We start from the raw sequence: 18,267 nt of genomic DNA, 5'->3' as shown, positions 1-18,267 counted from the left end.
TTACTTCACTGATGGAAAGGCAGTCACTTGACGAACACCTTCAATAAGAACGGGAAAATCACCGGCAGAGGCCTTTTTCACTCGGAACACCAAATCACCCATTGGTGCCATTTTGTTGAAGACACCGAGCGCCCCAAAGCCTTGCTGAACAAAATCAAGGATTAGGTTGTCGGTTTGAGGTACACGCTTAAAACGGCGTAGGTCAGCGTCAATATCTTCGACACTGCCTTTTAAGAAGGTGGTGCCATCGCGTTTAATTTCGATGTGCTCTAAGTCGCTGCCTTCCATAAAGAGGCGTGAAACGTAAAAGTCCGCTTCGTTATCAATGTTAATGTCGTTAAAGCCTGCTCGACCTGCACGGTATGACGTAGATATGATTTCCGGTAAGAAGTAACGCTCCGGCTCGCTTGGTGTTGTGAGTGCGTTAGACGTAATTTCTGGGTTGGTTACACCCGATTTGATGCGCACGTAGCATTTCCATGTATCAGTAACCTTAGTGACCATGGTTTTTAAAAACTGACCTTCCCATGTCAGCATTGACGGATCGCCAAAATACAACGTTGGACGAGAATCATCCCAATGAATACCCGCTTCCTGTGCAAGCTTTTTCATTTCTTGAGGGGTCACGTGAATATGAGGACGACCGTTCAACTTAAACTGGAAATACTCAATGTCGGTGAGTGCAAGATTGTTAAGGATAAATTCAATTGCCCAGTAAGTAGGACCAACCGGGATAGTAAGAATAGCTTCACCGCCCGCGCGGATATTTTCCCAGCGGTCAATTTCATGACGGCGTGGCATGACGTTAGAGCGAAGCATATTCATAGCTTGGCGTAGAGCTTGAGACATTTTAGATACCTACCTTATCGAGTGTTTTTGCGACAGATTTTGAATTGCGCTTAGCAAGACCAACCCCTGCCATGACGACCAGTACAATGCCAGCCGTGATTAAATAGGGTTTTGCTTTTTTCATGAGTATTTTCCAAATAGTGGGTGTGAATAAGTGTGAATAAACACCGAAACACTCAACTAAGATGACGCCTTTGCCAATGACAAAGGCGTTTTTAATCCGGCTTAGCCGGATTAATTAGCTGTATTTGACACCGCTAAAGCGGGTTTTGTTGAGCTTTTTAGGCTGGTTGTTAATAAGGAAACGGGGCGATCCTTCCTGCCAGTGCTTAGACTTGGCCCCTACAAAATCAATTTTTCCAGAGCACAATAAGCCTTGGCCGCTTCGCCACTGGATAAAATCAAGTGGCTTGCGTGGCACGACATCCATATCAATACCGAGCTTTTTAGCAATGTAAGCCGCATCATCATCGGTATTGTGCATACAGATATGAAGATAGGTCGCGTTGTTCATAATGGACTTATCTACCTCTTGGCCACGCTGTACCGTACCTAAGATAGTTGGACCAAATGCCAGCCCTTGGTTAATGAGTTTGCCCCACGCACCCTGTGCCTTTGCAGTTCCGGTTACCGCTGCCAACTCTTCCGGAATAATCAGCGCGGGTGCTTCACGGTTAAAAGTAAAGGCCACTTCACAAAAGAGCTCAAAAGATTTTGGGTCACTTGCTACAAATGCCAGCTTACCAGTCCCCTTTGTGGCTCTGGCTTTTTCGATAAATTCAGCAGGGGTTAAACAGGCTTCATAGCCCATTTGATGGACATACTCACCTTTAGGATCAAAAGCCATCACGCGCTCAAATTGCTCCGCGATGCGTTTTACCAATACCGATTTACCGCTTCGAGATACACCCATCGATAGAATTAATTCACCGTCATTACGCATGGTCTGAGTCCTCCTGAGTCCCTGCTGCATTAGTGGTTAGCGTCTTTTTTTCACTGGCTTGTTTCACTGCAAAAATAAGCCCTACGGTAGAGCCTAACGCCCCGAACCACAGCCCATAGTTTTCCATAACCTCCAATACGCCCCCTTTGGGATAGTAATGAACTAAAAGCTGTGCATTGCTCAGCGCGAATTCATCGATCACGTCTTGATCTACATCCAATCCCGCCACTCGCTTGATGACAAGCCCCGTATTCTTAGCGACAAACTCACGGGTCACATGCGCACTATTGCGGATTAACTCTGGTGATATGGAGTCGTCATGCTCCCACTTGCGAAGTGTCACCATAGGCACATCAATATCACGTTGCGCGGCTAGCGATTCGGCCGATGAAATTCTTTCCGGTTCAAAATTTGGCTCTGGTGTTAGAGTTTCCGGTTTAGTGTCAATGTCACTTTGAGGGGCGCTGACTCCCCACTTTTCCGCTATGGCATCATATTCGCGCTCAACGGTTTCCGGACTGATATCAACGGGATTCATAGACCCTCCTATTCAAAAAATGTATTAGTAGATTTACCGGGATATTCCGGTTTATTTTCCGGCTTAGTGTCATGCTCTGGCCCCGGCTTAGTTATTTCTGGTAAGCCGGATAACAATGCTTGTCCTTGACGGGTTTGATAATTGAGTACGCCACATTGCGGGCACTTCAAATCCAGTTGTTTGTACTTGCCGCGACGCTGGCGAATGTGCGCTTCACTTTTACAGGTTGGACAGTGAACGGTTTTGAGGATGTCAGGCATTACGACACCTCCAGTTTGTCTTTGGCAAACAAAATAATCAGTGCATTGGCAGAATCACGCTCTGCGCTGACGGCTTCCAGATAGGTGCCAACCACCGATATGACAGGCTCTAACTCACTGCCTGCGGTTGTCACCGCTTTGACTTTTGCCATGAGCCCACCGGATAGGTCGAAGTTGAGGCCAGAAAGCGTCTGAGCAAGGCGCTGCTCCGCTTCCTGCCGCGTAGTGATATGCCTCTGGTGCTCAATAAGGAGGACGGAAAGTGATTTACTCACGCTCTAACTCCTTAATGCGATTGGTCAATTTAGTGACCTGGCTTTTTAGGTTGGTGATGTCTTTTTTAAACCTCTCAAGCTCTGAGAGTTGCGCTTCCAGCAGCTCAGCAAGTGCCTGATGGTATGGATAAAGGTTGCCAGACCGTGATAAACGATCGAGCGTTTCAACGTGTTTTTTCATAGTGGTCCCCTGTCTCTCGACGTTGGTTAAAAGGTAGCCCCTGATTCCCATCGTTGGCGTATTGGTTATGTCACCCTAAGCTGCCCATTTTGGATACTTAGGGTGATGTGTTTATCAATGGGAACTTTTGCCCCCTTTGACAGTGGTGCGAGCAAGCATTGAATACCTTTAACGCTCCATCCGGTCACGTCCATCAATGCTTTCTCTAGTGGTGTAACCGCCTTTTCTGGAGTCTGGTTACACTTATTTTCAGTGCTCCAAGGAAGGGCGCCGCCCTTTTTAAGAGCAAGAGCAAGGCGTTTGACGTCTTTAGTTTTCACCAAATTAAAGTGCTCGCTGCAGGTTTCGATCACCTTACCGAGCCACTCAATACCAATGACCCGTTTGACCACATCACCGTAATCATTTAATTTTTCTTCATAGGCTAGCTTTGCCTTAAAGCCCAACTCACAAAACCCCTTCCAGCGTGAATTGTCCGCATGTTCTCGAAGGGCTTCTAATTCCTCATCAAAGGCTGTGTCTTGTGCGGTGGCTCGACGCAGTTGACGCCATAGGCCAACTGAAGGTGCACCACTTTGAGAAAACTGCTTAATACGATGAACGGATGCCCACGCACGGGCAGAGAATGCGGCCTCTTGTGCGTCTGTTTCTGGCATGTGTGCCCCGTTAATGTTCTTGGAAATGTATTTGATGATGTAGCCCGTTGCAGTGCCTTTCGCAGGATCGCAACGTTCTATTTTAATTCGACGCTCTTTTTCAAATTGCCCCTCTTTGTTGTAAAGCTCTGGCTTATCTTCATTGCAAGCAATACCTTCACAGAGGCGGATAAGCTCAGCCGTTTGTGAGGGATGAACATACAAAAACAGGTGAGCGTGTGGGGTGCCGTCTTTGTGTGGCTCAGCCACTCGTAGCCCAAACCAGTCAATATCTAATTTTTTGAGCCAAGCACGGGCTAATTTCCATTGCTCCATGATGTTTTGATGCCCCTCTTTAGGGGTGTAGCCTCCCCATTTACTTGAATTACGGTGGTATTTACTTGGTAATGTCCATGTAATGAATACCCCTTCATAACCCAAATCAATGGCACGCTCTTCATCACCCCGACTGCGAACCACTAATTCAATACGGCGGTTTTCAGGATTGGCGGTGGTACGCTTTACGACGTCTTTTAAATCAAAACTTTGTCCTGTCTCCTGACTCATCACTGACATGGAATCAATGAATTGCTTGGTTTCTATTTGCTTTTTACGCCATCGAGCGAATGACCGACGAGAGACATAATGACGCTGACTTTTACGGGCTCCGACTCTATCAAGGGCAATTTGTGAAAATTCAATGTATTGACCTCGCAGAAATTTAAACTTACGTATAAGGTAATCCACATCCAGACAACGACGAATAGCGCGTTCAAGCTCTCTTTCTGCATCAACAATGTCTTTGTGTTTTTTCTTAAGAGAGGGGGCGTTGATATGGACGCTTTTCATTACCTTTTCTATTTCGTGAAAAGTGTATTGCAAAGCGTTCAAATAGCCTCGTTCGGTGTCAGTTGGCGCAATATCGCCCATGGTTCGGGTGAATAGCTCCGTCAGATTAAACGCTAAGTGTTCAAGTGCTTCATCATTCATTAACACTTGATGATTCAACTCAACAGATGAGCGGGCGCGACTATGAAAGCGAGGCCTGTCAGGAGCATTGGTGCGCTCATCCACAAACGGGAATTTATCTTCGATACGTGGCGACCACTTAAGGGCGTGTTTCATCGCGTCATTGGTAAAGCGTTGCATATTCTCTCGTGTTGCGCTTGTGCGTTTTTGGCGTTGAGATATGGCAAAGCGCACATCGTCTTGAACGATGCGCGGCAGTTTATCGAGGAAGTGATTACCAAAGGATGTACTTAGCATGAGGCTGAGCCTTTCATGTTCCACGCTTCAATTGCGCTATTATGGGTGTACGCTTCTTCACTCTCACAACCGCACTCAACACAAACCACGGTGTAAACGGGTTTATGGTAGGCACGTGGGAAGATGGTTTTTTCACAATACGCTTCGTTACTGCCGCAATGTTGGCAATCTTTGATCGCTCTTAATGGGATAAAGGTACTCACTGGGTGATGGTCTCACGTTTTATGCGCTTAACTTGTTGCTCAATAATCGCTTTACGTTTAGCGGTTCGAGCGTGTTTGTATTGGCTGCGTTTAACCGCCAGTTTTAATTCAAGAGGTGGGGGAACAGGCATGGCTATACTTCCAAGTCTTTGAGAGTGTTCATGGCTTCAAGTGATTGGTTCCGAACGTGTAGCCAAAAGCTAGAGTTTGTTTGACTTGCCTTTCTGGTTGCGTAATCAAAAAGCTCTTTAGCTTCTGCGTAGGTATTCATGTCGATATTAATTGAGTGAATAGGTGTGTTCATGTCTTACCCCTGTACAACGATGCGCAAATCACCCTCTAAAGGAATGATTGCAATTTTGGTAGCTATAAAAGAAACGGGGTTTCCAGCTTTGTATTCCATTTCAGACACAGCGCGATAGAAATTAGATGAATGCTCACTTGTTGGAATGTTTTCCACGGGTAAACACTTTGAGTTAGAGAATATTTGAACGAGTGGGGTCATTGCTTATCACTCCTTTCATCCCAAAACAGCCAGCCAGTACAACTCAATGCCGTTAAAGGAATAAGGTCAACAAGATGAAAGCCAAAGCTTTTGAGTCCCATCGTGTAAAGCATGACGATAAGAGTCAGTGTTAAACCTGTCTGGAGTTTATTGATATTCATGCTTCGTCCTCTTCGTACAACTCTGAAAGACTGAATTGCTTAGTGCGGATTCTTATCGCCAGTTCGAGCATATCGACATAACGCTTACCGCCATCATCGTTGTCTATCTCTGGAATCTTGCCGATATCCATTAGCCTTAACACCTTGTCACGCCCCACGCGGTGGGACTTGGCGAACGTCGTTACATCAGTAAAGAAACAAGGCATCAAGGGCATACCTTGCAAGGCCTCCATCAAATCCAGCTCTTTAGGTGTTGGTATTCCAAGCATGTGATATCCTCGAAAGTTTAGGTAAATAGCCTTAATTGGCTTTTTATGGTCGTACGAAAGTACATATTGAGCGTAAGACTATTACGTTCGTACATATGGTGTCAACAATGGGCTTGGGAAAAAAAATTAAAGCAGTACGCATCGCTGAGGAATTAAGTCAACTGGATTTTTCACAACTAACTGATATTTCGATAGATTCTCTAAGAAGTTATGAGAATGACAGAAGAACGGTAAATGAAATAAATATGATTAAAGTCACAAAACATGAACGGTTTAAAAAGTACGCCTATTGGCTTACTACCGATGAAACCCTCCCAGAATCCGGCCAGATAGCACCGGATTTTTCTATCCTATTAGAACTCGGCATTGTCGAAAAAAGCACCGACGACAAAAAGAGTGCTTAACTCTTTGTTATCGCTCGTTTTATTCGCTTGGTAAGGTAAACGTGACATGCTGCTAAAAGTTGAAAATGGATATTCATCCAGTTATGCACCCGAGCAAGTTTTTAAGCTCAAGCGTAAGGCTGTACAACTGGATATGCGCCTCAAATTAGAGTTAGAACGACAAGGTGCCAAACAACAAGACAACCGAACGCTAGATGAACTAATCAGCATTTGGTATAGGCTGCACGGGAAAGCATTAAAAGACCACGTTAGATTACGGAAATTGTTGTATCGATTGTCGGAAGGGCTGGGGAATCCTATCGGTAGTCAACTGACGGCTTCAGACTTTTCTGCCTATCGTGAGGAAAGAACTAAAACGATCAGTACAACTACAGCAAACCGTGAGCATAGTTATCTTAGGGCAATGTTTAATGAGTTAGAAAGACTAGGGGTTACTGCGTTCCCCAACCCCCTAGCCAAGATTCGCCAATTCAAAGAAAGGGAAGGGGAGCTACGCTATCTCTCTCATGAAGAAATCGATCAGTTATTGGAAGCCTGCGCCTCTTCAACTAATCGCTCATTGATTTACGTGGTAAAGGTTTGTCTTGCTACGGGCGCAAGATGGGACGAAGCGGAAAGTTTAAAGCCCTCGCAAATCAAAGATGGAAAGATCACCTTTCTGAACACGAAATCAGGTAAGAACCGAAGCGTTCCGATTAAGCCTTGGCTTTTTGATGAGTTGCATAGAATTGAACCAATCAGTGATAACAAGTTATTTCTAAGCAGTTTGTCAGCATTTCGCAAGGCGGTAGCACGAAGCAAAATTGAATTACCTAAAGGCCAAATGACTCACGTTCTACGGCACACCTTTGCGAGTCACTATGTGGTAGGTGGTGGAAATATTGTGAAGTTGAGGGATACGTTAGGTCATAGTGAGATCACAACAACAATGAGATACGCGCATTTAGCTCCTGACCATCTAGAAGAGGTGTTAGAGCTGAATCCGTTAAATCAGCATTTTCGTTATTAGGCGACAATCTGTCGGCTAATAGGCGTTAACTGTTTCCAGAATTTGGAGTTCAAATGACACGAAGCGAATTAGTACAAGAAGTCCAGTATATAGCTGAAAATATAACTCAGAAGTTCAAACCTGTAGATGGTAGCTGTCTGTATATGAGTGCAACGTTAGCTGCGATGATGAATGATCACTTGCCTGTCGAGACTCGCTTTGTGACAGGAAGTTTATCAGTTGCTGAATCTAAGATCTTTGCTCATCAAGCAATTAAACCAATACTTAGTCAAAAGGAAGGTGTAATTGGCAAATGGGACGGTCACGCTTGGGTTGAGGTTGATGACTTAATCATTGATTTGTCGCTATTTCGAACGGTATTTTCAAAAGCAGCTTCACTTCGCATTCAGAGCCTTTTTGAGGCGAGGTTTGAGCGTGGTACTGCCTACCTAGTTGGGCAAAAACATAAATTGATCGAAATGGGCGTTGTGTACACCCCACTTGAACTATTGTCGGACGACGATGCGACAATCTTTATACAAAATGCGGGTAGAATGGGGCTCATAAACAGTTAACAATCTGTTTAAGAGTGATTCGCAACGCTTGGCATTTTTGCTATGCGTTGTGTTTAGTGTTTAAGGTGGTTTGCGGGAGCTTCAGTATTGCGTTGCTCACACCTTAACAGGGCGTTAGGTGTTTATCAGAATTTGTGAGGTATGAATGAATATTGATTATTCATTATTAGATGCAGGTGAATCAAAAAATGTTCAGGAAGCTATATTAAATCGGGAGCAGTTTTATGGTTATATTCCTGAAAAGGGATTTGACTTTATCTTGCGAAACTATCGATATTTGGCTGAATTAAAACTTCTAGAATCGAACTGGATGGAAGCATATTTACATTCAAGTAATTTTTCAAAAACTACGCTAGAACAACTTAAAGCTGTTTTTGATGTTTGCTCCAAGTCTCGGTTGCAAGAGAGTTTTCCTATACGCGAGGGGCATCAATTTTCCAAAGGTTCACGATACACTCTATTTAGAGGTTGTGCCGGTCCTAAACATAACCTTGGTATGTCATGGTGCGATTCTCTAGATAAAGCTATTTGGTATGCAGCTCACCACTCAGAAATTAATGGTTTGGGTAATTTGGCTGTTTATGCGACTACGGTTTCTAAAGAGGAAATATATTGCACTGGATCACATTACGATTTTGACTTTATAGTTCTTCCTGAGAATGCATGGCGTATAGAAATTCCTAGCCATGAATTTCGGCTCAATAGACCAAGGTGAATACACCTAACAAGTGTTTAAGGTTTCAAGTCTAATATATAGGTTAGTAGAAATTAAACATATCTATGCACCATTACCAATGGCGACTGAATTAACGTTAGTCGCCTTTTTATAGTCTGTTCACTGTCAGATAAAGTCATTTCGCGTGCATATAACGTTACTTGTCGAATTATTACTATACTAAGTGATTGTTTTTTAAGGTTGTTAGGCGGTTTTCCAAATCCGCGTGTTGGGAGTTCGAATCTCTCCACCCCTGCCATATTAAGGCTCTAGCAGAAATGCTAGAGCCTTTTTGCTTTTAGGCATTTATTTTCTATGTGTAAGCTGCGCATATTCGAGTTAAAACCTCTCTATCCCTGCTATTTTATATCTCTATTAAAGATACTATATCTTACTTGTCTTCTACACTGCGTAGCTATATAAGTGACTCCTGTAACGTTTTAAATCTAACTTAATATGAATGGCTCATTACGGTTTTCAATTCGTTAATTGAACCTAATGGATTACAATAGTCCGATATTTATTGTGGGGGGATTTATGGGCCAACTTTCTATTTTGGGATTTATAGCATTGGGTGGCGCTTTTGGTGCCTGCTCTCGTTATCTAGTAAGTGAATTTTGCGCGACTTTATTTGGACGTGGATTCCCTTATGGAACACTAACTGTAAACGTAGTTGGTTCACTAGCAATGGGTGTGTTAGTTGCCGCGTTTGAAAATGGCAGCTTGCCAACCGAGCCATGGCGCCAAATCATAGGCCTTGGTTTTCTAGGTGCTTTAACCACCTTCTCCACCTTTTCAATGGATAACGTCCTTTTAGTGCAACAGGGGGCGTTTTTTAAAGCGGGTCTCAATATGCTACTTAACGTTGCTTTGAGCGTCACCGCAGCCTGGGTAGGGTTTCAATTAATCATAAAAAGTTAATTTTAATGATGATTAGTTAAAATTTAAGCAGATTAACTTGGTTTCAACAATCTGATTACTTATAATGCTTTCTACTTGTCGGAGTGCCAAAAGGCTGAGACCGTTAACTCGGGATCCGTTGAACCTGATCAGGCTAATACCTGCGAAGGGAACAAGAGAAAGATACCAAACTAGATCTATTCTCGTTTTATATCCTTCAACTGTCGCTATTTTAGTGGCAGTTCCTCTTGTAGCATCTTTTCCGTCAAGCATTTATATCCATTATTAAAGGAAGAATGCTATGTCGAGTCGTAAACAAAATAGATTGGAAGCGCAAAATTTTATTAACACGCTCTCCGTCCAACCTTATCCAAATTCTAACAAAGTGTATATCGAGGGTTCACGAAGTGATATTCGGGTTCCAATGCGTGAGATTACACTCGCTGACAGCCTAGTTGGCGGAAGCAAAGACGAACCTATCTTTGAACCGAATGAACCTATTCATGTTTACGATACGTCAGGTGTTTACACCGATCCTACACACAATATCGATTTGTACCAAGGACTACCAAAACTTCGTACTGATTGGATACTTGAACGGAACGATACCGAGTTACTGGACGGTGTAAGCTCTGTTTATTCTAAAGAGCGATTGGAAGACGATACACTCGATGATCTTCGTTATGGTAACCTTCCAGCAATACGCAAGGCTAAAGACGGTTGTTGTGTCACACAGCTCCATTACGCTCGTAAAGGGATCATCACTCCAGAGATGGAGTACATTGCCATTCGTGAAAATATGGGCCGCCAGAAGTTTTCTGATGAGCAATTGAACCATCAGCACCCTGGACATAACTTCGGTGCCAACTTGCCAAAAGAGATCACACCAGAATTTGTGAGAAAAGAAGTTGCCGAAGGACGCGCGATCATCCCTTCAAATATTAACCACCCAGAAGCGGAACCAATGATTATTGGGCGTAACTTTTTGGTTAAAGTGAACGCGAATATTGGTAACTCGTCAGTGAGTTCATCTATTGAAGAAGAAGTCGAAAAATTGGTTTGGTCGACTCGTTGGGGCGGGGATACTGTCATGGATCTTTCTACTGGTCGTAATATTCACGAAACTCGTGAGTGGATTCTTCGCAATAGCCCGGTTCCAATCGGGACTGTCCCAATGTATCAAGCACTCGAAAAAGTGAATGGTGTCGCAGAGGACCTTAACTGGGAAGTCATGCGAGATACGTTGATAGAGCAAGCAGAGCAAGGTGTCGATTACTTTACTATTCATGCTGGTTTGCTTTTACGTTATGTCCCGATGACAGCGAAGCGAGTTACAGGCATCGTTTCTCGCGGGGGCTCAATCATCGCTAAGTGGTGCTTGGCGCATCATCAGGAAAGCTTCCTTTATACGCACTTCCGAGAAATCTGTGAGATCTGTGCTAAGTATGATGTCTCTCTATCGCTTGGTGACGGATTACGTCCAGGTTCGATTGCAGACGCTAACGATGAAGCGCAGTTTGCGGAATTGCGTACACTAGGCGAGCTAACCAAAGTTGCTTGGGAGTATGATGTTCAAGTCATCATTGAAGGCCCTGGACATGTTCCAATGCATATGATCAAAGAGAATATGGATGAACAGCTTAAGCATTGCCATGAGGCGCCTTTCTATACATTGGGGCCACTGACGACCGATATAGCACCGGGTTACGATCATATTACTTCAGGTATCGGTGCTGCAATGATTGGCTGGTACGGATGCGCAATGCTGTGTTACGTCACGCCAAAGGAACACCTTGGGCTACCTAATAAAGAAGATGTAAAAACTGGGTTGATTACATATAAGTTGGCCGCTCATGCTGCAGATTTAGCAAAAGGTCACCCTGGCTCTCAAATTCGTGATAACGCATTGTCTAAAGCAAGGTTTGAATTCCGTTGGGAAGATCAGTTTAACCTCTCTCTTGACCCGGATACAGCGAAGTCATTTCATGACGAAACCTTGCCTCAAGAATCTGGAAAGGTCGCTCACTTTTGTTCTATGTGTGGCCCTAAGTTCTGCTCAATGAAGATCTCCCAAGAAGTCCGTGAATACGCTAAAGATTCAAAGCAAGTCGCTGCAGACCAAGCCATTGAGATCAAGATGTTGGATGACCCACTAGAAGGGATGCGCCGTAAATCTCAAGAGTTTTTGGCCACTGGATCGGAACTGTATCATCCAGCAGTAGGCGAAGCTCAGCCTGAATTAGAGGACTAGCCATTGAAGGTTCTCATCCCATCTCAGTACATTGAACTGACAGGTTTAGTGCAACGCTGCTTACTCATAGCAGAAAAAGAGGGATTTGGAATTCGCCATATTGAGTTGGGTGTGAGCCCAACTCAATTATTCAGTTTGTCTGGTGAATCAGATCCATTCCACATTCGGGTTGTTCGTCATTCTGAGGATCTTGATGTTGTAGAGCCGTCAGAATTATTAATTCCTGACTTATTTGTTCGTTATAACTCAAATCTTAGCGTCCGTGAATCCGGTGATGTACTTCACCAAGCTGACAACATGGCGATTATTGGGATTGGCGATGATTCGAATTTCATCGACGCATGGCGGTTGAAATCTTTGTTATCGGTATTTAATGGCCAGCTCTCTTCTGTCATCGATGAAGAAGGTTCGATTAAGGCGATTAAGTATCAGCATGCTGTCGATGAATTTGAGCAGCATCTCGCATGGGTTATAACCGCTAGAGCTTTAGATTTTCCTATTGATGATTGTCTTACTCTCGCCAGAGCTGCGCTTAATATGAGTGTTTCACGTGAAACATGGCCAAGTGATTATCAATATTTCCCAATTCCAGTTATTGATGACCCTAGATTAAATATCTCCGTCGAATGGGCTTATCAGGGATATAATGTTTCTTTTCCAGGTCTCACAAAGAAAAGCCTAGGGCTTTACCCCGTAGTCGATGATGTGAGCTGGATAAGGCGGTTATTGCCGTTGGGAATCACGACAATACAGCTTCGAATCAAAGACCCTGACCAATTGGATCTGGAGCAACAAATTGCCGAATCAATTCAACTTGGTGAGCGCTATGGCGCGCAAGTGTTCATTAACGATCATTGGAAACTGGCGATAAAGCATGGTGCGTATGGCGTTCATTTAGGTCAAGAAGATATTCAACAGTCTAATCTGGATTTACTCGCTAAAGCCGGTTTAAGACTGGGATTATCAACACACGGCTACTACGAGCTACTTCGGATTATTCAGATTAACCCAAGCTACATTGCCCTCGGTCATATATTTCCGACCACGACAAAAAAAATGCCATCGAAACCACAAGGCTTAGTGCGCCTGTCACTATACCAATCACTCATCGACACCATACCTTACTCCAGTGGTGTTAATGGTTACCCTACGGTGGCCATTGGCGGTATTGATCAAAAAACCGCGAGCAGCGTGTGGAAATGTGGTGTTTCGAGCCTTGCTGTCGTTCGAGCGATTACAGAGGCTGACAACCCAGAAGGCGTTATAGAGTCATTTGCTCACTTGATGCTATCAAGACAGTTTTCAGGTGACCGCACACAAGTCGATACCGTTAGTGAAAGCAAGCTCGCACCGGAGGTTGACAATGCTAACGGATAGAGAATTTCTTAATTACCATCGCCAGATTTGCCTTCCCGACTTTCTAGAAGAAGGCCAAGCTAATTTAAAGGAGTCGACAGTATTAATACTTGGATGCGGTGGGCTAGGCAGTGCAGCTGCGCTCTATCTAGCTGGTGCAGGTGTTGGTCAACTGGTTATAGTTGATGACGATGTGGTCGAAAAAAGTAACTTACAGCGCCAAGTGGTTTATCGTGAAAGCGATATTACGTCTCGCAAATCATTGGCGATGAAGCAGCAGCTTCTTTCGCTTAACTCAGATTGCAGCATTCGCGCAGTTACAGAACGACTAGGAGAAGAGCCGCTTTCTAATGAAGTGGCCGTTTCAGATGTGGTTCTTGATTGTACGGACAGCTTTGAGAGTCGTCACTTGATTAACCAAGTCTGCTTTCAACAGGGAAAGCCGTTGATTTCTGGCGCCGCAATTGGTTGGCAGGGACAGTTTATTGTCTTTGATTTTCCCAATGTGTCCCCTTGTTATCAATGCTTGTACCCGAAGCAAAATGTCGGTGAGTCGAGACGTTGTGCTGATATGGGCATCATTGGCCCTGTCGTTGGCACTGTCGGTAATCTACAAGCACTGGCGGCCATTCAAAAGTTAGCGTTAGGCCGGTTTGAGTGCCCAACCCAGCAGCTGAAATTGTTCGATGGCAAAACGTTTCACTGGCAGAGCTTAAGATTAGAGAAAGACACATCGTGTACGGTTTGCGGACAAGAATCCACGGACCAAAATGGAGCAACTGATGGTGTCATACCTAAAGAGGTAACCTTATGAGCAAATTGGATGCAGAGAGTAAAGTAGATATAGAAATCAATGGCAAGGTGACTCAGATCCAGCAAGGTTCAACGCTTCAAGATGTGATTAGAATCCTGGCGTTGCCAGATAATGGCTGCGTGTTTTCAATTAATAACACGATTGTATCGAGGAATCGATGGGAATCTACTTTGCTAAAGAACAACGATTCAATCTCATTGTTTCAAGCCATAGCGGGAGGTTAGGTTATGATTCTCACAAAAGACCAGTTGGTTATCGCCGATAGAACTTTTAGTTCGCGCCTATTTACCGGAACAGGTAAGTTTTCCAATAAATACTCGATGGTAGAATCGATAAAGGCATCAGGATCAGAGCTAGCGACAATGGCGTTGAAGCGTGTTGATATTAGCGCGAGTCAAGACGACATCTTGGACCCGTTAGTTGAAGCCGGGGTAAACCTTCTCCCTAATACCTCAGGTGCGAAAAATGCAAAAGATGCCATTTTTGCTGCGCACCTGGCACGAGAAGCGATAGGCACAAACTGGTTGAAATTGGAAATTCACCCAGATCCAAAGTATTTGATGCCTGATCCTATCGAGACGCTAATTGCAGCAGAACAACTTGTCAAAGATGGCTTTGTTGTTCTCCCTTACTGCCATGCTGACCCTGTTCTGTGTAAACGACTTGAAGAGGTTGGCTGTGCTGCGGTTATGCCGCTGGGTGCACCGATTGGCTCAAACAAGGGGATAGCCAGTAAAGACTTCTTAGAAATCATTATCGATCAAGCGACGGTTCCTGTTGTTGTTGATGCAGGGATAGGCGCGCCATCGCATGCTGCTTTCGCAATGGAGCTTGGTGCTGACGCGGTGCTAGTAAACACCGCGATTGCTGCTTCAAGTCATCCGATGGTTATGGCGACGGCTTTCCGATACGCGGTTGAAGCGGGCAGAGCGGCCTATTGTTCTGGTTTAGCAAGTGTTGCTACTCACGCAGTTGCCTCTAGTCCATTAACGTCATTTTTAGATGACTGATTCTAGTTAGGGAATTGATGATGAGTTTTGTAGATGAATTCAGCAAGCTTGATTGGGATGATATTACTCTGTCGATCAACGCCAAGACATCTCGTGACGTTGAGCGAGCACTAAGCAAATCAAGGTGTGATTTAAATGACTTTAAGGCGCTTATCTCTCCAGCGGCAGAACCTTACTTAGAGCAGATGGCACAACGATCTTTGATGCTTACTCGACAAAGGTTTGGCAATACTATCGGTCTTTATATCCCACTGTATCTCTCAAACTTGTGTGCGAATGCTTGTACCTATTGCGGCTTCTCTATGGAGAACAGAATTAAGCGACGCACACTCGATATTGACGAAATTTCACTGGAAACACAGGCTATCAAAAAGATGGGATTTGATAGTGTACTGCTGGTCACAGGGGAACACGAAACAAAGGTCGGAATGAACTATTTCAGGCAGGTTTTGCCTTCGATTAAGGAACGGTTTAGTTACTTGGCGATGGAAGTCCAGCCTTTAGCCCAAGAAGATTATCAGGAACTAAAGTGCTTAGGTTTGGACGCGGTCATGGTTTATCAAGAAACCTATCATCCATCCACTTACGCGCAGCACCATTTACGCGGTAACAAAACGGATTTTCACTTTCGACTAGAGACTCCTGACCGATTAGCCAAAGCGGGAATTGATAAGATTGGTATTGGTGCACTGATCGGTTTAGAAGAGTGGCGCACAGACTGTTTTTACGTCGCGGCTCATTTAGATTACCTTGAAAAGACCTATTGGCAGACACGCTACTCGATCTCTTTTCCACGTTTACGACCGTGTGAAGGAGGGCTTCAACCTAAGTCGATCATGTCGGATAAACAGTTGGTCCAATTAATCTGTGCGTATCGGATCCTGAATCCTGAAGTTGAGTTGTCTCTTTCTACGCGTGAATCTGCGATATTTCGAGATAACGTATTGCCACTTGGGATCACTACGATGTCAGCGGCGTCAAAGACTCAACCTGGTGGGTACGCGTTGGAGGATATCGAGTTGGAACAGTTTGAAATCAGTGATGAGCGCAGCGCCGATGCTGTTGCAACTATGATTAGAAGTCGTGGCTTTGATCCTGTCTGGAAAGATTGGCATAGCGGATATTCAGGTTAAAGTGCATTGCTAGCACTTAGTTGTTTCACGTGAAACAAAAATGGCTACGAGTTCGTAGCCATTTTTGATCATATAAACATAAAAATAGAACAGTCGATGCTAGCAATGTTAGCCATGAGATAACGTTTGAGTTGCTTTCTTAAGCCAAGTTTTAACGTCACCTTCTACTAGAGAGTTCAATTCATCCCAAACTTTTTGATGGTAATCGTTAATCCAAGCGAGTTCTGGGCGAGTTAACATATTGGTGTCAATATTGCGATAATCGATAGGGCAACGCGTGAGGGATTCAAACCCTAACAGTGGCAAGTCACCGTTAGATTCGATTTTGGTGACCAGCTCTAGATTCTCGATACGGATACCAAATGCTTCAGCACGATAGTAGCCAGGCTCATTAGAAAGAACCATCCCGTCGACTAAGGGTACATTTATCTGTCTTTTGGAAATACTTTGTGGCCCTTCATGGACACTAAGAAAGTGGCCGACACCATGCCCCGTCCCGTGGTCATAGTCGTAACCCTCAGCCCATAAATGCTGTCGGGCTAGTGTATCCAGTTGGTAACCACAAGTCCCTACGGGAAAGCGCGCTCTAGCAATGGCAATATGCCCTTTAAGTACCAGCGTAAATTGCTTAATCATTTCTGCGGAAGGCTGTCCGATAGCTACGGTACGGGTGATATCTGTCGTGCCATCGGGATACTGACCACCTGAGTCAACAAGATACAGTGAATCCATGGTGAGGTTTGCAGGTTGGGCTTGGTTCTCATGGTTGTAGTGACACATGGCTGCGTTACCACCCGCGGCAGATATGGTATCAAAACTTAGATCCGCTAACGTTGGGTCTTGTTCTCTAAAGCGCTGTAACTTGTCGGAGAGTTCCGCTTCGTTTAGTAGGTTGTTTTGCTCTACTTGTTTATCTAGCCAGCAGAGAAAGTTCACCATAGCCACACCATCTCGAATGTGGCTCGCTTTCATACCAGCAATCTCGACGCTGTTCTTTTGCGCTTTAGGCAGCAAACAAGGGTCCGACGCAGAGATAATATGAGCGCCTGAGTTTTGCAACTGAAGAGTGAACCAAGCGTTGCTGGTTGCTGGGTCAATGAGGACCTTCTTACTCGTCATTGAGCCTAAAACATCGGCAAGTTCACTTGGTTTTCTCACGTTAACATTATCGCCAACATGAGAAGAAAATTCATCTGGAAGTCGAGTTTCGTCAAAGAAAAAATCGAGACTAGAATCAGAATGCAAAATCACATGAGAAAGGAGGACAGGCAAACGCGATACGTCTAAACCACGAATGTTAAGTAACCAACCAATCGAATCCAAAGCGGTAATGACCGCACAATCGGCTCCCATCGCTGTAATTTTATCTGCCATTGCCTTTCGTTTGTCTTCGCTTGTTTGTCCAACAAATGACAGTGACATTAGTCTCGCTACTGAACAAATCGCGGTAGGACGGTCATGCCATAAATCGTCTATCGGGTTGGTTGAAATAGCAGATAACGTGTAATGGCTGGCCAGTTTATCTTGAGCCGCATTCAACCAAGCACTTGTATGCATTCGTGGGTCGAACGCTACGTGACTTTGGGCATCGAGGTTTTGGCTGATCCAATCTAACGCAGGCTCTTCGATAAGGTGGCGGAATTCAAAGATGCTCTCAGGCACTTCGCTGCGCACTTGAACCGTGTAGCGACCATCAATAAAAATAGCGGCTTTAGTTGGGGTGATGACAGCACAACCCGCGGAACCGGTAAATCCTGTAAGCCAATGCAAGCGTTCATTATGAGCTGGGATGTATTCACCAAGGAACTCATCCTCATGGGGAATGATGATGGCGTCATAGTTGTGTTCGGAGAGCCAGTTTCTTAGTGCTTGAACACGCTCAGAAGTTGATTGATGCATCAAAAATGTTCCTTATTAGTTTGTGCGGCATAAGCTTGTACGGCTTTTAGGTGGTTATTTACTTTTCTCGCTTGTTACGCCAATTTTTAGATTGTTGCCGCGATTCTTTGACAGTTGCAGCAACAGGTAATAAAGAC

Annotated in this window: 26 protein-coding genes and 1 riboswitch; of the genes, 11 read left to right on the top strand and 15 right to left on the bottom strand. The window is 44.4% G+C overall.

Features of this window, described 5'->3' with window-relative positions; translation table 11 throughout:
• From QF117_RS21190 to QF117_RS21125, 14 genes are all read right to left on the bottom strand, one after another.
• A complete protein-coding gene (locus QF117_RS21190) occupies positions 1-849 on the bottom strand; it encodes a major capsid protein P2 (RefSeq protein WP_282388081.1) in 849 nt (282 codons plus the stop codon).
• Between the two features lies 1 nt (position 850).
• Positions 851-973 carry a hypothetical protein gene (locus QF117_RS21185; protein WP_282388080.1) on the bottom strand — a complete coding sequence of 41 codons (123 nt, stop codon included), beginning with the start codon at positions 971-973 and terminating at the stop codon, positions 851-853.
• Positions 974-1,087: 114 nt separating this feature from the next.
• Complete coding sequence (locus tag QF117_RS21180; RefSeq protein WP_282388079.1) at positions 1,088-1,792, bottom strand: hypothetical protein; 705 nt, start codon at positions 1,790-1,792, stop codon at positions 1,088-1,090.
• Entirely contained in the window at positions 1,785-2,330 is a 546-nt protein-coding gene (locus tag QF117_RS21175) for a hypothetical protein (RefSeq protein WP_282388078.1), read from the bottom strand. The genes QF117_RS21180 and QF117_RS21175 overlap by 8 nt, the downstream gene beginning before the upstream one ends.
• Positions 2,331-2,338: 8 nt before the next feature.
• Complete coding sequence (locus QF117_RS21170; RefSeq protein ID WP_282388077.1) at positions 2,339-2,590, bottom strand: hypothetical protein; 252 nt, start codon at positions 2,588-2,590, stop codon at positions 2,339-2,341.
• Positions 2,590-2,865 carry a hypothetical protein gene (locus QF117_RS21165; RefSeq protein ID WP_282388076.1) on the bottom strand — a complete coding sequence of 92 codons (276 nt, stop codon included), beginning with the start codon at positions 2,863-2,865 and terminating at the stop codon, positions 2,590-2,592. Before QF117_RS21165 ends, QF117_RS21170 begins: the two co-directional genes overlap by 1 nt.
• Positions 2,858-3,046 carry a hypothetical protein gene (locus tag QF117_RS21160; protein ID WP_282388075.1) on the bottom strand — a complete coding sequence of 63 codons (189 nt, stop codon included), beginning with the start codon at positions 3,044-3,046 and terminating at the stop codon, positions 2,858-2,860. The genes QF117_RS21165 and QF117_RS21160 overlap by 8 nt, the downstream gene beginning before the upstream one ends.
• Before the next feature lie 65 nt (positions 3,047-3,111).
• Positions 3,112-4,947 carry a replication endonuclease gene (locus QF117_RS21155; protein WP_282388074.1) on the bottom strand — a complete coding sequence of 612 codons (1,836 nt, stop codon included), beginning with the start codon at positions 4,945-4,947 and terminating at the stop codon, positions 3,112-3,114.
• Positions 4,941-5,150, bottom strand: coding sequence for a Lar family restriction alleviation protein (locus QF117_RS21150; RefSeq protein WP_282388073.1), 210 nt, complete (start codon positions 5,148-5,150; stop codon positions 4,941-4,943). The genes QF117_RS21155 and QF117_RS21150 overlap by 7 nt, the downstream gene beginning before the upstream one ends.
• Complete coding sequence (locus QF117_RS21145) at positions 5,147-5,281, bottom strand: hypothetical protein (protein ID WP_282388072.1); 135 nt, start codon at positions 5,279-5,281, stop codon at positions 5,147-5,149. The genes QF117_RS21150 and QF117_RS21145 overlap by 4 nt, the downstream gene beginning before the upstream one ends.
• A gap of 2 nt (positions 5,282-5,283) precedes the next feature.
• Positions 5,284-5,454 (bottom strand): hypothetical protein, encoded by a 171-nt coding sequence (locus QF117_RS21140; protein WP_282388071.1) that lies wholly within the window; start codon positions 5,452-5,454, stop codon positions 5,284-5,286.
• A 3-nt stretch (positions 5,455-5,457) separates the two neighbouring features.
• Positions 5,458-5,655, bottom strand: coding sequence for a hypothetical protein (locus QF117_RS21135; protein WP_282388070.1), 198 nt, complete (start codon positions 5,653-5,655; stop codon positions 5,458-5,460).
• The gene (locus QF117_RS21130; protein WP_282388069.1) at positions 5,652-5,816 is read right to left on the bottom strand and encodes a hypothetical protein; all 165 of its coding nucleotides are present in this window, start codon (positions 5,814-5,816) and stop codon (positions 5,652-5,654) included. The genes QF117_RS21135 and QF117_RS21130 overlap by 4 nt, the downstream gene beginning before the upstream one ends.
• Positions 5,813-6,085 carry a hypothetical protein gene (locus QF117_RS21125; protein WP_282388067.1) on the bottom strand — a complete coding sequence of 91 codons (273 nt, stop codon included), beginning with the start codon at positions 6,083-6,085 and terminating at the stop codon, positions 5,813-5,815. The genes QF117_RS21130 and QF117_RS21125 overlap by 4 nt, the downstream gene beginning before the upstream one ends.
• Before the next feature lie 107 nt (positions 6,086-6,192).
• On the opposite strand from QF117_RS21125, the gene QF117_RS21120 reads away from it, so the two are divergent.
• The 11 genes from QF117_RS21120 to thiH all read left to right on the top strand — a co-directional run bounded on the left by QF117_RS21120 (position 6,193) and on the right by thiH (position 16,231).
• The gene (locus QF117_RS21120) at positions 6,193-6,489 is read left to right on the top strand and encodes a helix-turn-helix transcriptional regulator (protein WP_282388066.1); all 297 of its coding nucleotides are present in this window, start codon (positions 6,193-6,195) and stop codon (positions 6,487-6,489) included.
• A 46-nt stretch (positions 6,490-6,535) separates the two neighbouring features.
• Positions 6,536-7,498, top strand: coding sequence for a tyrosine-type recombinase/integrase (locus QF117_RS21115; RefSeq protein WP_282388065.1), 963 nt, complete (start codon positions 6,536-6,538; stop codon positions 7,496-7,498).
• A 53-nt stretch (positions 7,499-7,551) separates the two neighbouring features.
• Positions 7,552-8,052 (top strand): hypothetical protein, encoded by a 501-nt coding sequence (locus QF117_RS21110; protein WP_282388064.1) that lies wholly within the window; start codon positions 7,552-7,554, stop codon positions 8,050-8,052.
• A 145-nt stretch (positions 8,053-8,197) separates the two neighbouring features.
• Positions 8,198-8,767, top strand: coding sequence for a hypothetical protein (locus QF117_RS21100; RefSeq protein WP_282388062.1), 570 nt, complete (start codon positions 8,198-8,200; stop codon positions 8,765-8,767).
• A 537-nt stretch (positions 8,768-9,304) separates the two neighbouring features.
• The gene (gene crcB / locus QF117_RS21095; protein WP_282388061.1) at positions 9,305-9,688 is read left to right on the top strand and encodes a fluoride efflux transporter CrcB; all 384 of its coding nucleotides are present in this window, start codon (positions 9,305-9,307) and stop codon (positions 9,686-9,688) included.
• 69 nt (positions 9,689-9,757) lie between these two features.
• A riboswitch (TPP riboswitch) is annotated at positions 9,758-9,856 on the top strand.
• A 112-nt stretch (positions 9,857-9,968) separates the two neighbouring features.
• Positions 9,969-11,918 carry a phosphomethylpyrimidine synthase ThiC gene (gene thiC, locus QF117_RS21090; RefSeq protein ID WP_282388060.1) on the top strand — a complete coding sequence of 650 codons (1,950 nt, stop codon included), beginning with the start codon at positions 9,969-9,971 and terminating at the stop codon, positions 11,916-11,918.
• Between the two features lie 3 nt (positions 11,919-11,921).
• Positions 11,922-13,295, top strand: coding sequence for a thiamine phosphate synthase (locus QF117_RS21085; RefSeq protein ID WP_282388059.1), 1,374 nt, complete (start codon positions 11,922-11,924; stop codon positions 13,293-13,295).
• Entirely contained in the window at positions 13,282-14,088 is an 807-nt protein-coding gene (locus QF117_RS21080; protein ID WP_282388058.1) for a HesA/MoeB/ThiF family protein, read from the top strand. The genes QF117_RS21085 and QF117_RS21080 overlap by 14 nt, the downstream gene beginning before the upstream one ends.
• Entirely contained in the window at positions 14,085-14,312 is a 228-nt protein-coding gene (gene thiS, locus QF117_RS21075; RefSeq protein WP_282388057.1) for a sulfur carrier protein ThiS, read from the top strand. Before QF117_RS21080 ends, thiS begins: the two co-directional genes overlap by 4 nt.
• Positions 14,313-14,315: 3 nt before the next feature.
• The gene (locus QF117_RS21070) at positions 14,316-15,098 is read left to right on the top strand and encodes a thiazole synthase (protein ID WP_282388056.1); all 783 of its coding nucleotides are present in this window, start codon (positions 14,316-14,318) and stop codon (positions 15,096-15,098) included.
• A 20-nt stretch (positions 15,099-15,118) separates the two neighbouring features.
• Positions 15,119-16,231 (top strand): 2-iminoacetate synthase ThiH, encoded by a 1,113-nt coding sequence (gene thiH, locus QF117_RS21065; RefSeq protein ID WP_282389537.1) that lies wholly within the window; start codon positions 15,119-15,121, stop codon positions 16,229-16,231.
• Positions 16,232-16,339: 108 nt separating this feature from the next.
• Here thiH and QF117_RS21060 read toward each other — a convergent pair whose 3' ends face one another.
• Entirely contained in the window at positions 16,340-18,130 is a 1,791-nt protein-coding gene (locus QF117_RS21060) for an aminopeptidase P family protein (protein ID WP_282388055.1), read from the bottom strand.
• Positions 18,131-18,267 lie beyond the last annotated feature (137 nt).

The sequence above is a fragment of the Vibrio sp. YMD68 genome, from assembly GCF_029958905.1.
Classification (GTDB): Bacteria; Pseudomonadota; Gammaproteobacteria; order Enterobacterales; family Vibrionaceae; genus Vibrio.
This window is presented reverse-complemented; position numbering and strand designations above follow the sequence as displayed.

What these genes read in the sequence shown, in the direction of transcription:
- QF117_RS21115 (WP_282388065.1), top strand. Translation starts at nt 6,536, where the DNA reads ATGCTGCTAAAAGTTGAAAATGGATATTCATCCAGTTATGCACCCGAG.
- QF117_RS21135 (WP_282388070.1), bottom strand. Translation starts at nt 5,655, where the DNA reads ATGACCCCACTCGTTCAAATATTCTCTAACTCAAAGTGTTTACCCGTG.
- QF117_RS21175 (WP_282388078.1), bottom strand. Translation starts at nt 2,330, where the DNA reads ATGAATCCCGTTGATATCAGTCCGGAAACCGTTGAGCGCGAATATGAT.
- crcB (WP_282388061.1), top strand. Translation starts at nt 9,305, where the DNA reads ATGGGCCAACTTTCTATTTTGGGATTTATAGCATTGGGTGGCGCTTTT.
- QF117_RS21060 (WP_282388055.1), bottom strand. Translation starts at nt 18,130, where the DNA reads ATGCATCAATCAACTTCTGAGCGTGTTCAAGCACTAAGAAACTGGCTC.
- QF117_RS21080 (WP_282388058.1), top strand. Translation starts at nt 13,282, where the DNA reads ATGCTAACGGATAGAGAATTTCTTAATTACCATCGCCAGATTTGCCTT.
- QF117_RS21180 (WP_282388079.1), bottom strand. Translation starts at nt 1,792, where the DNA reads ATGCGTAATGACGGTGAATTAATTCTATCGATGGGTGTATCTCGAAGC.
- QF117_RS21170 (WP_282388077.1), bottom strand. Translation starts at nt 2,590, where the DNA reads ATGCCTGACATCCTCAAAACCGTTCACTGTCCAACCTGTAAAAGTGAA.
- QF117_RS21155 (WP_282388074.1), bottom strand. Translation starts at nt 4,947, where the DNA reads ATGCTAAGTACATCCTTTGGTAATCACTTCCTCGATAAACTGCCGCGC.
- QF117_RS21190 (WP_282388081.1), bottom strand. Translation starts at nt 849, where the DNA reads ATGTCTCAAGCTCTACGCCAAGCTATGAATATGCTTCGCTCTAACGTC.
- QF117_RS21140 (WP_282388071.1), bottom strand. Translation starts at nt 5,454, where the DNA reads ATGAACACACCTATTCACTCAATTAATATCGACATGAATACCTACGCA.
- QF117_RS21160 (WP_282388075.1), bottom strand. Translation starts at nt 3,046, where the DNA reads ATGAAAAAACACGTTGAAACGCTCGATCGTTTATCACGGTCTGGCAAC.
- QF117_RS21145 (WP_282388072.1), bottom strand. Translation starts at nt 5,281, where the DNA reads ATGCCTGTTCCCCCACCTCTTGAATTAAAACTGGCGGTTAAACGCAGC.
- QF117_RS21130 (WP_282388069.1), bottom strand. Translation starts at nt 5,816, where the DNA reads ATGAATATCAATAAACTCCAGACAGGTTTAACACTGACTCTTATCGTC.
- QF117_RS21125 (WP_282388067.1), bottom strand. Translation starts at nt 6,085, where the DNA reads ATGCTTGGAATACCAACACCTAAAGAGCTGGATTTGATGGAGGCCTTG.
- thiH (WP_282389537.1), top strand. Translation starts at nt 15,119, where the DNA reads ATGAGTTTTGTAGATGAATTCAGCAAGCTTGATTGGGATGATATTACT.
- thiS (WP_282388057.1), top strand. Translation starts at nt 14,085, where the DNA reads ATGAGCAAATTGGATGCAGAGAGTAAAGTAGATATAGAAATCAATGGC.
- QF117_RS21185 (WP_282388080.1), bottom strand. Translation starts at nt 973, where the DNA reads ATGAAAAAAGCAAAACCCTATTTAATCACGGCTGGCATTGTACTGGTC.
- QF117_RS21100 (WP_282388062.1), top strand. Translation starts at nt 8,198, where the DNA reads ATGAATATTGATTATTCATTATTAGATGCAGGTGAATCAAAAAATGTT.
- thiC (WP_282388060.1), top strand. Translation starts at nt 9,969, where the DNA reads ATGTCGAGTCGTAAACAAAATAGATTGGAAGCGCAAAATTTTATTAAC.
- QF117_RS21070 (WP_282388056.1), top strand. Translation starts at nt 14,316, where the DNA reads ATGATTCTCACAAAAGACCAGTTGGTTATCGCCGATAGAACTTTTAGT.
- QF117_RS21120 (WP_282388066.1), top strand. Translation starts at nt 6,193, where the DNA reads ATGGGCTTGGGAAAAAAAATTAAAGCAGTACGCATCGCTGAGGAATTA.
- QF117_RS21110 (WP_282388064.1), top strand. Translation starts at nt 7,552, where the DNA reads ATGACACGAAGCGAATTAGTACAAGAAGTCCAGTATATAGCTGAAAAT.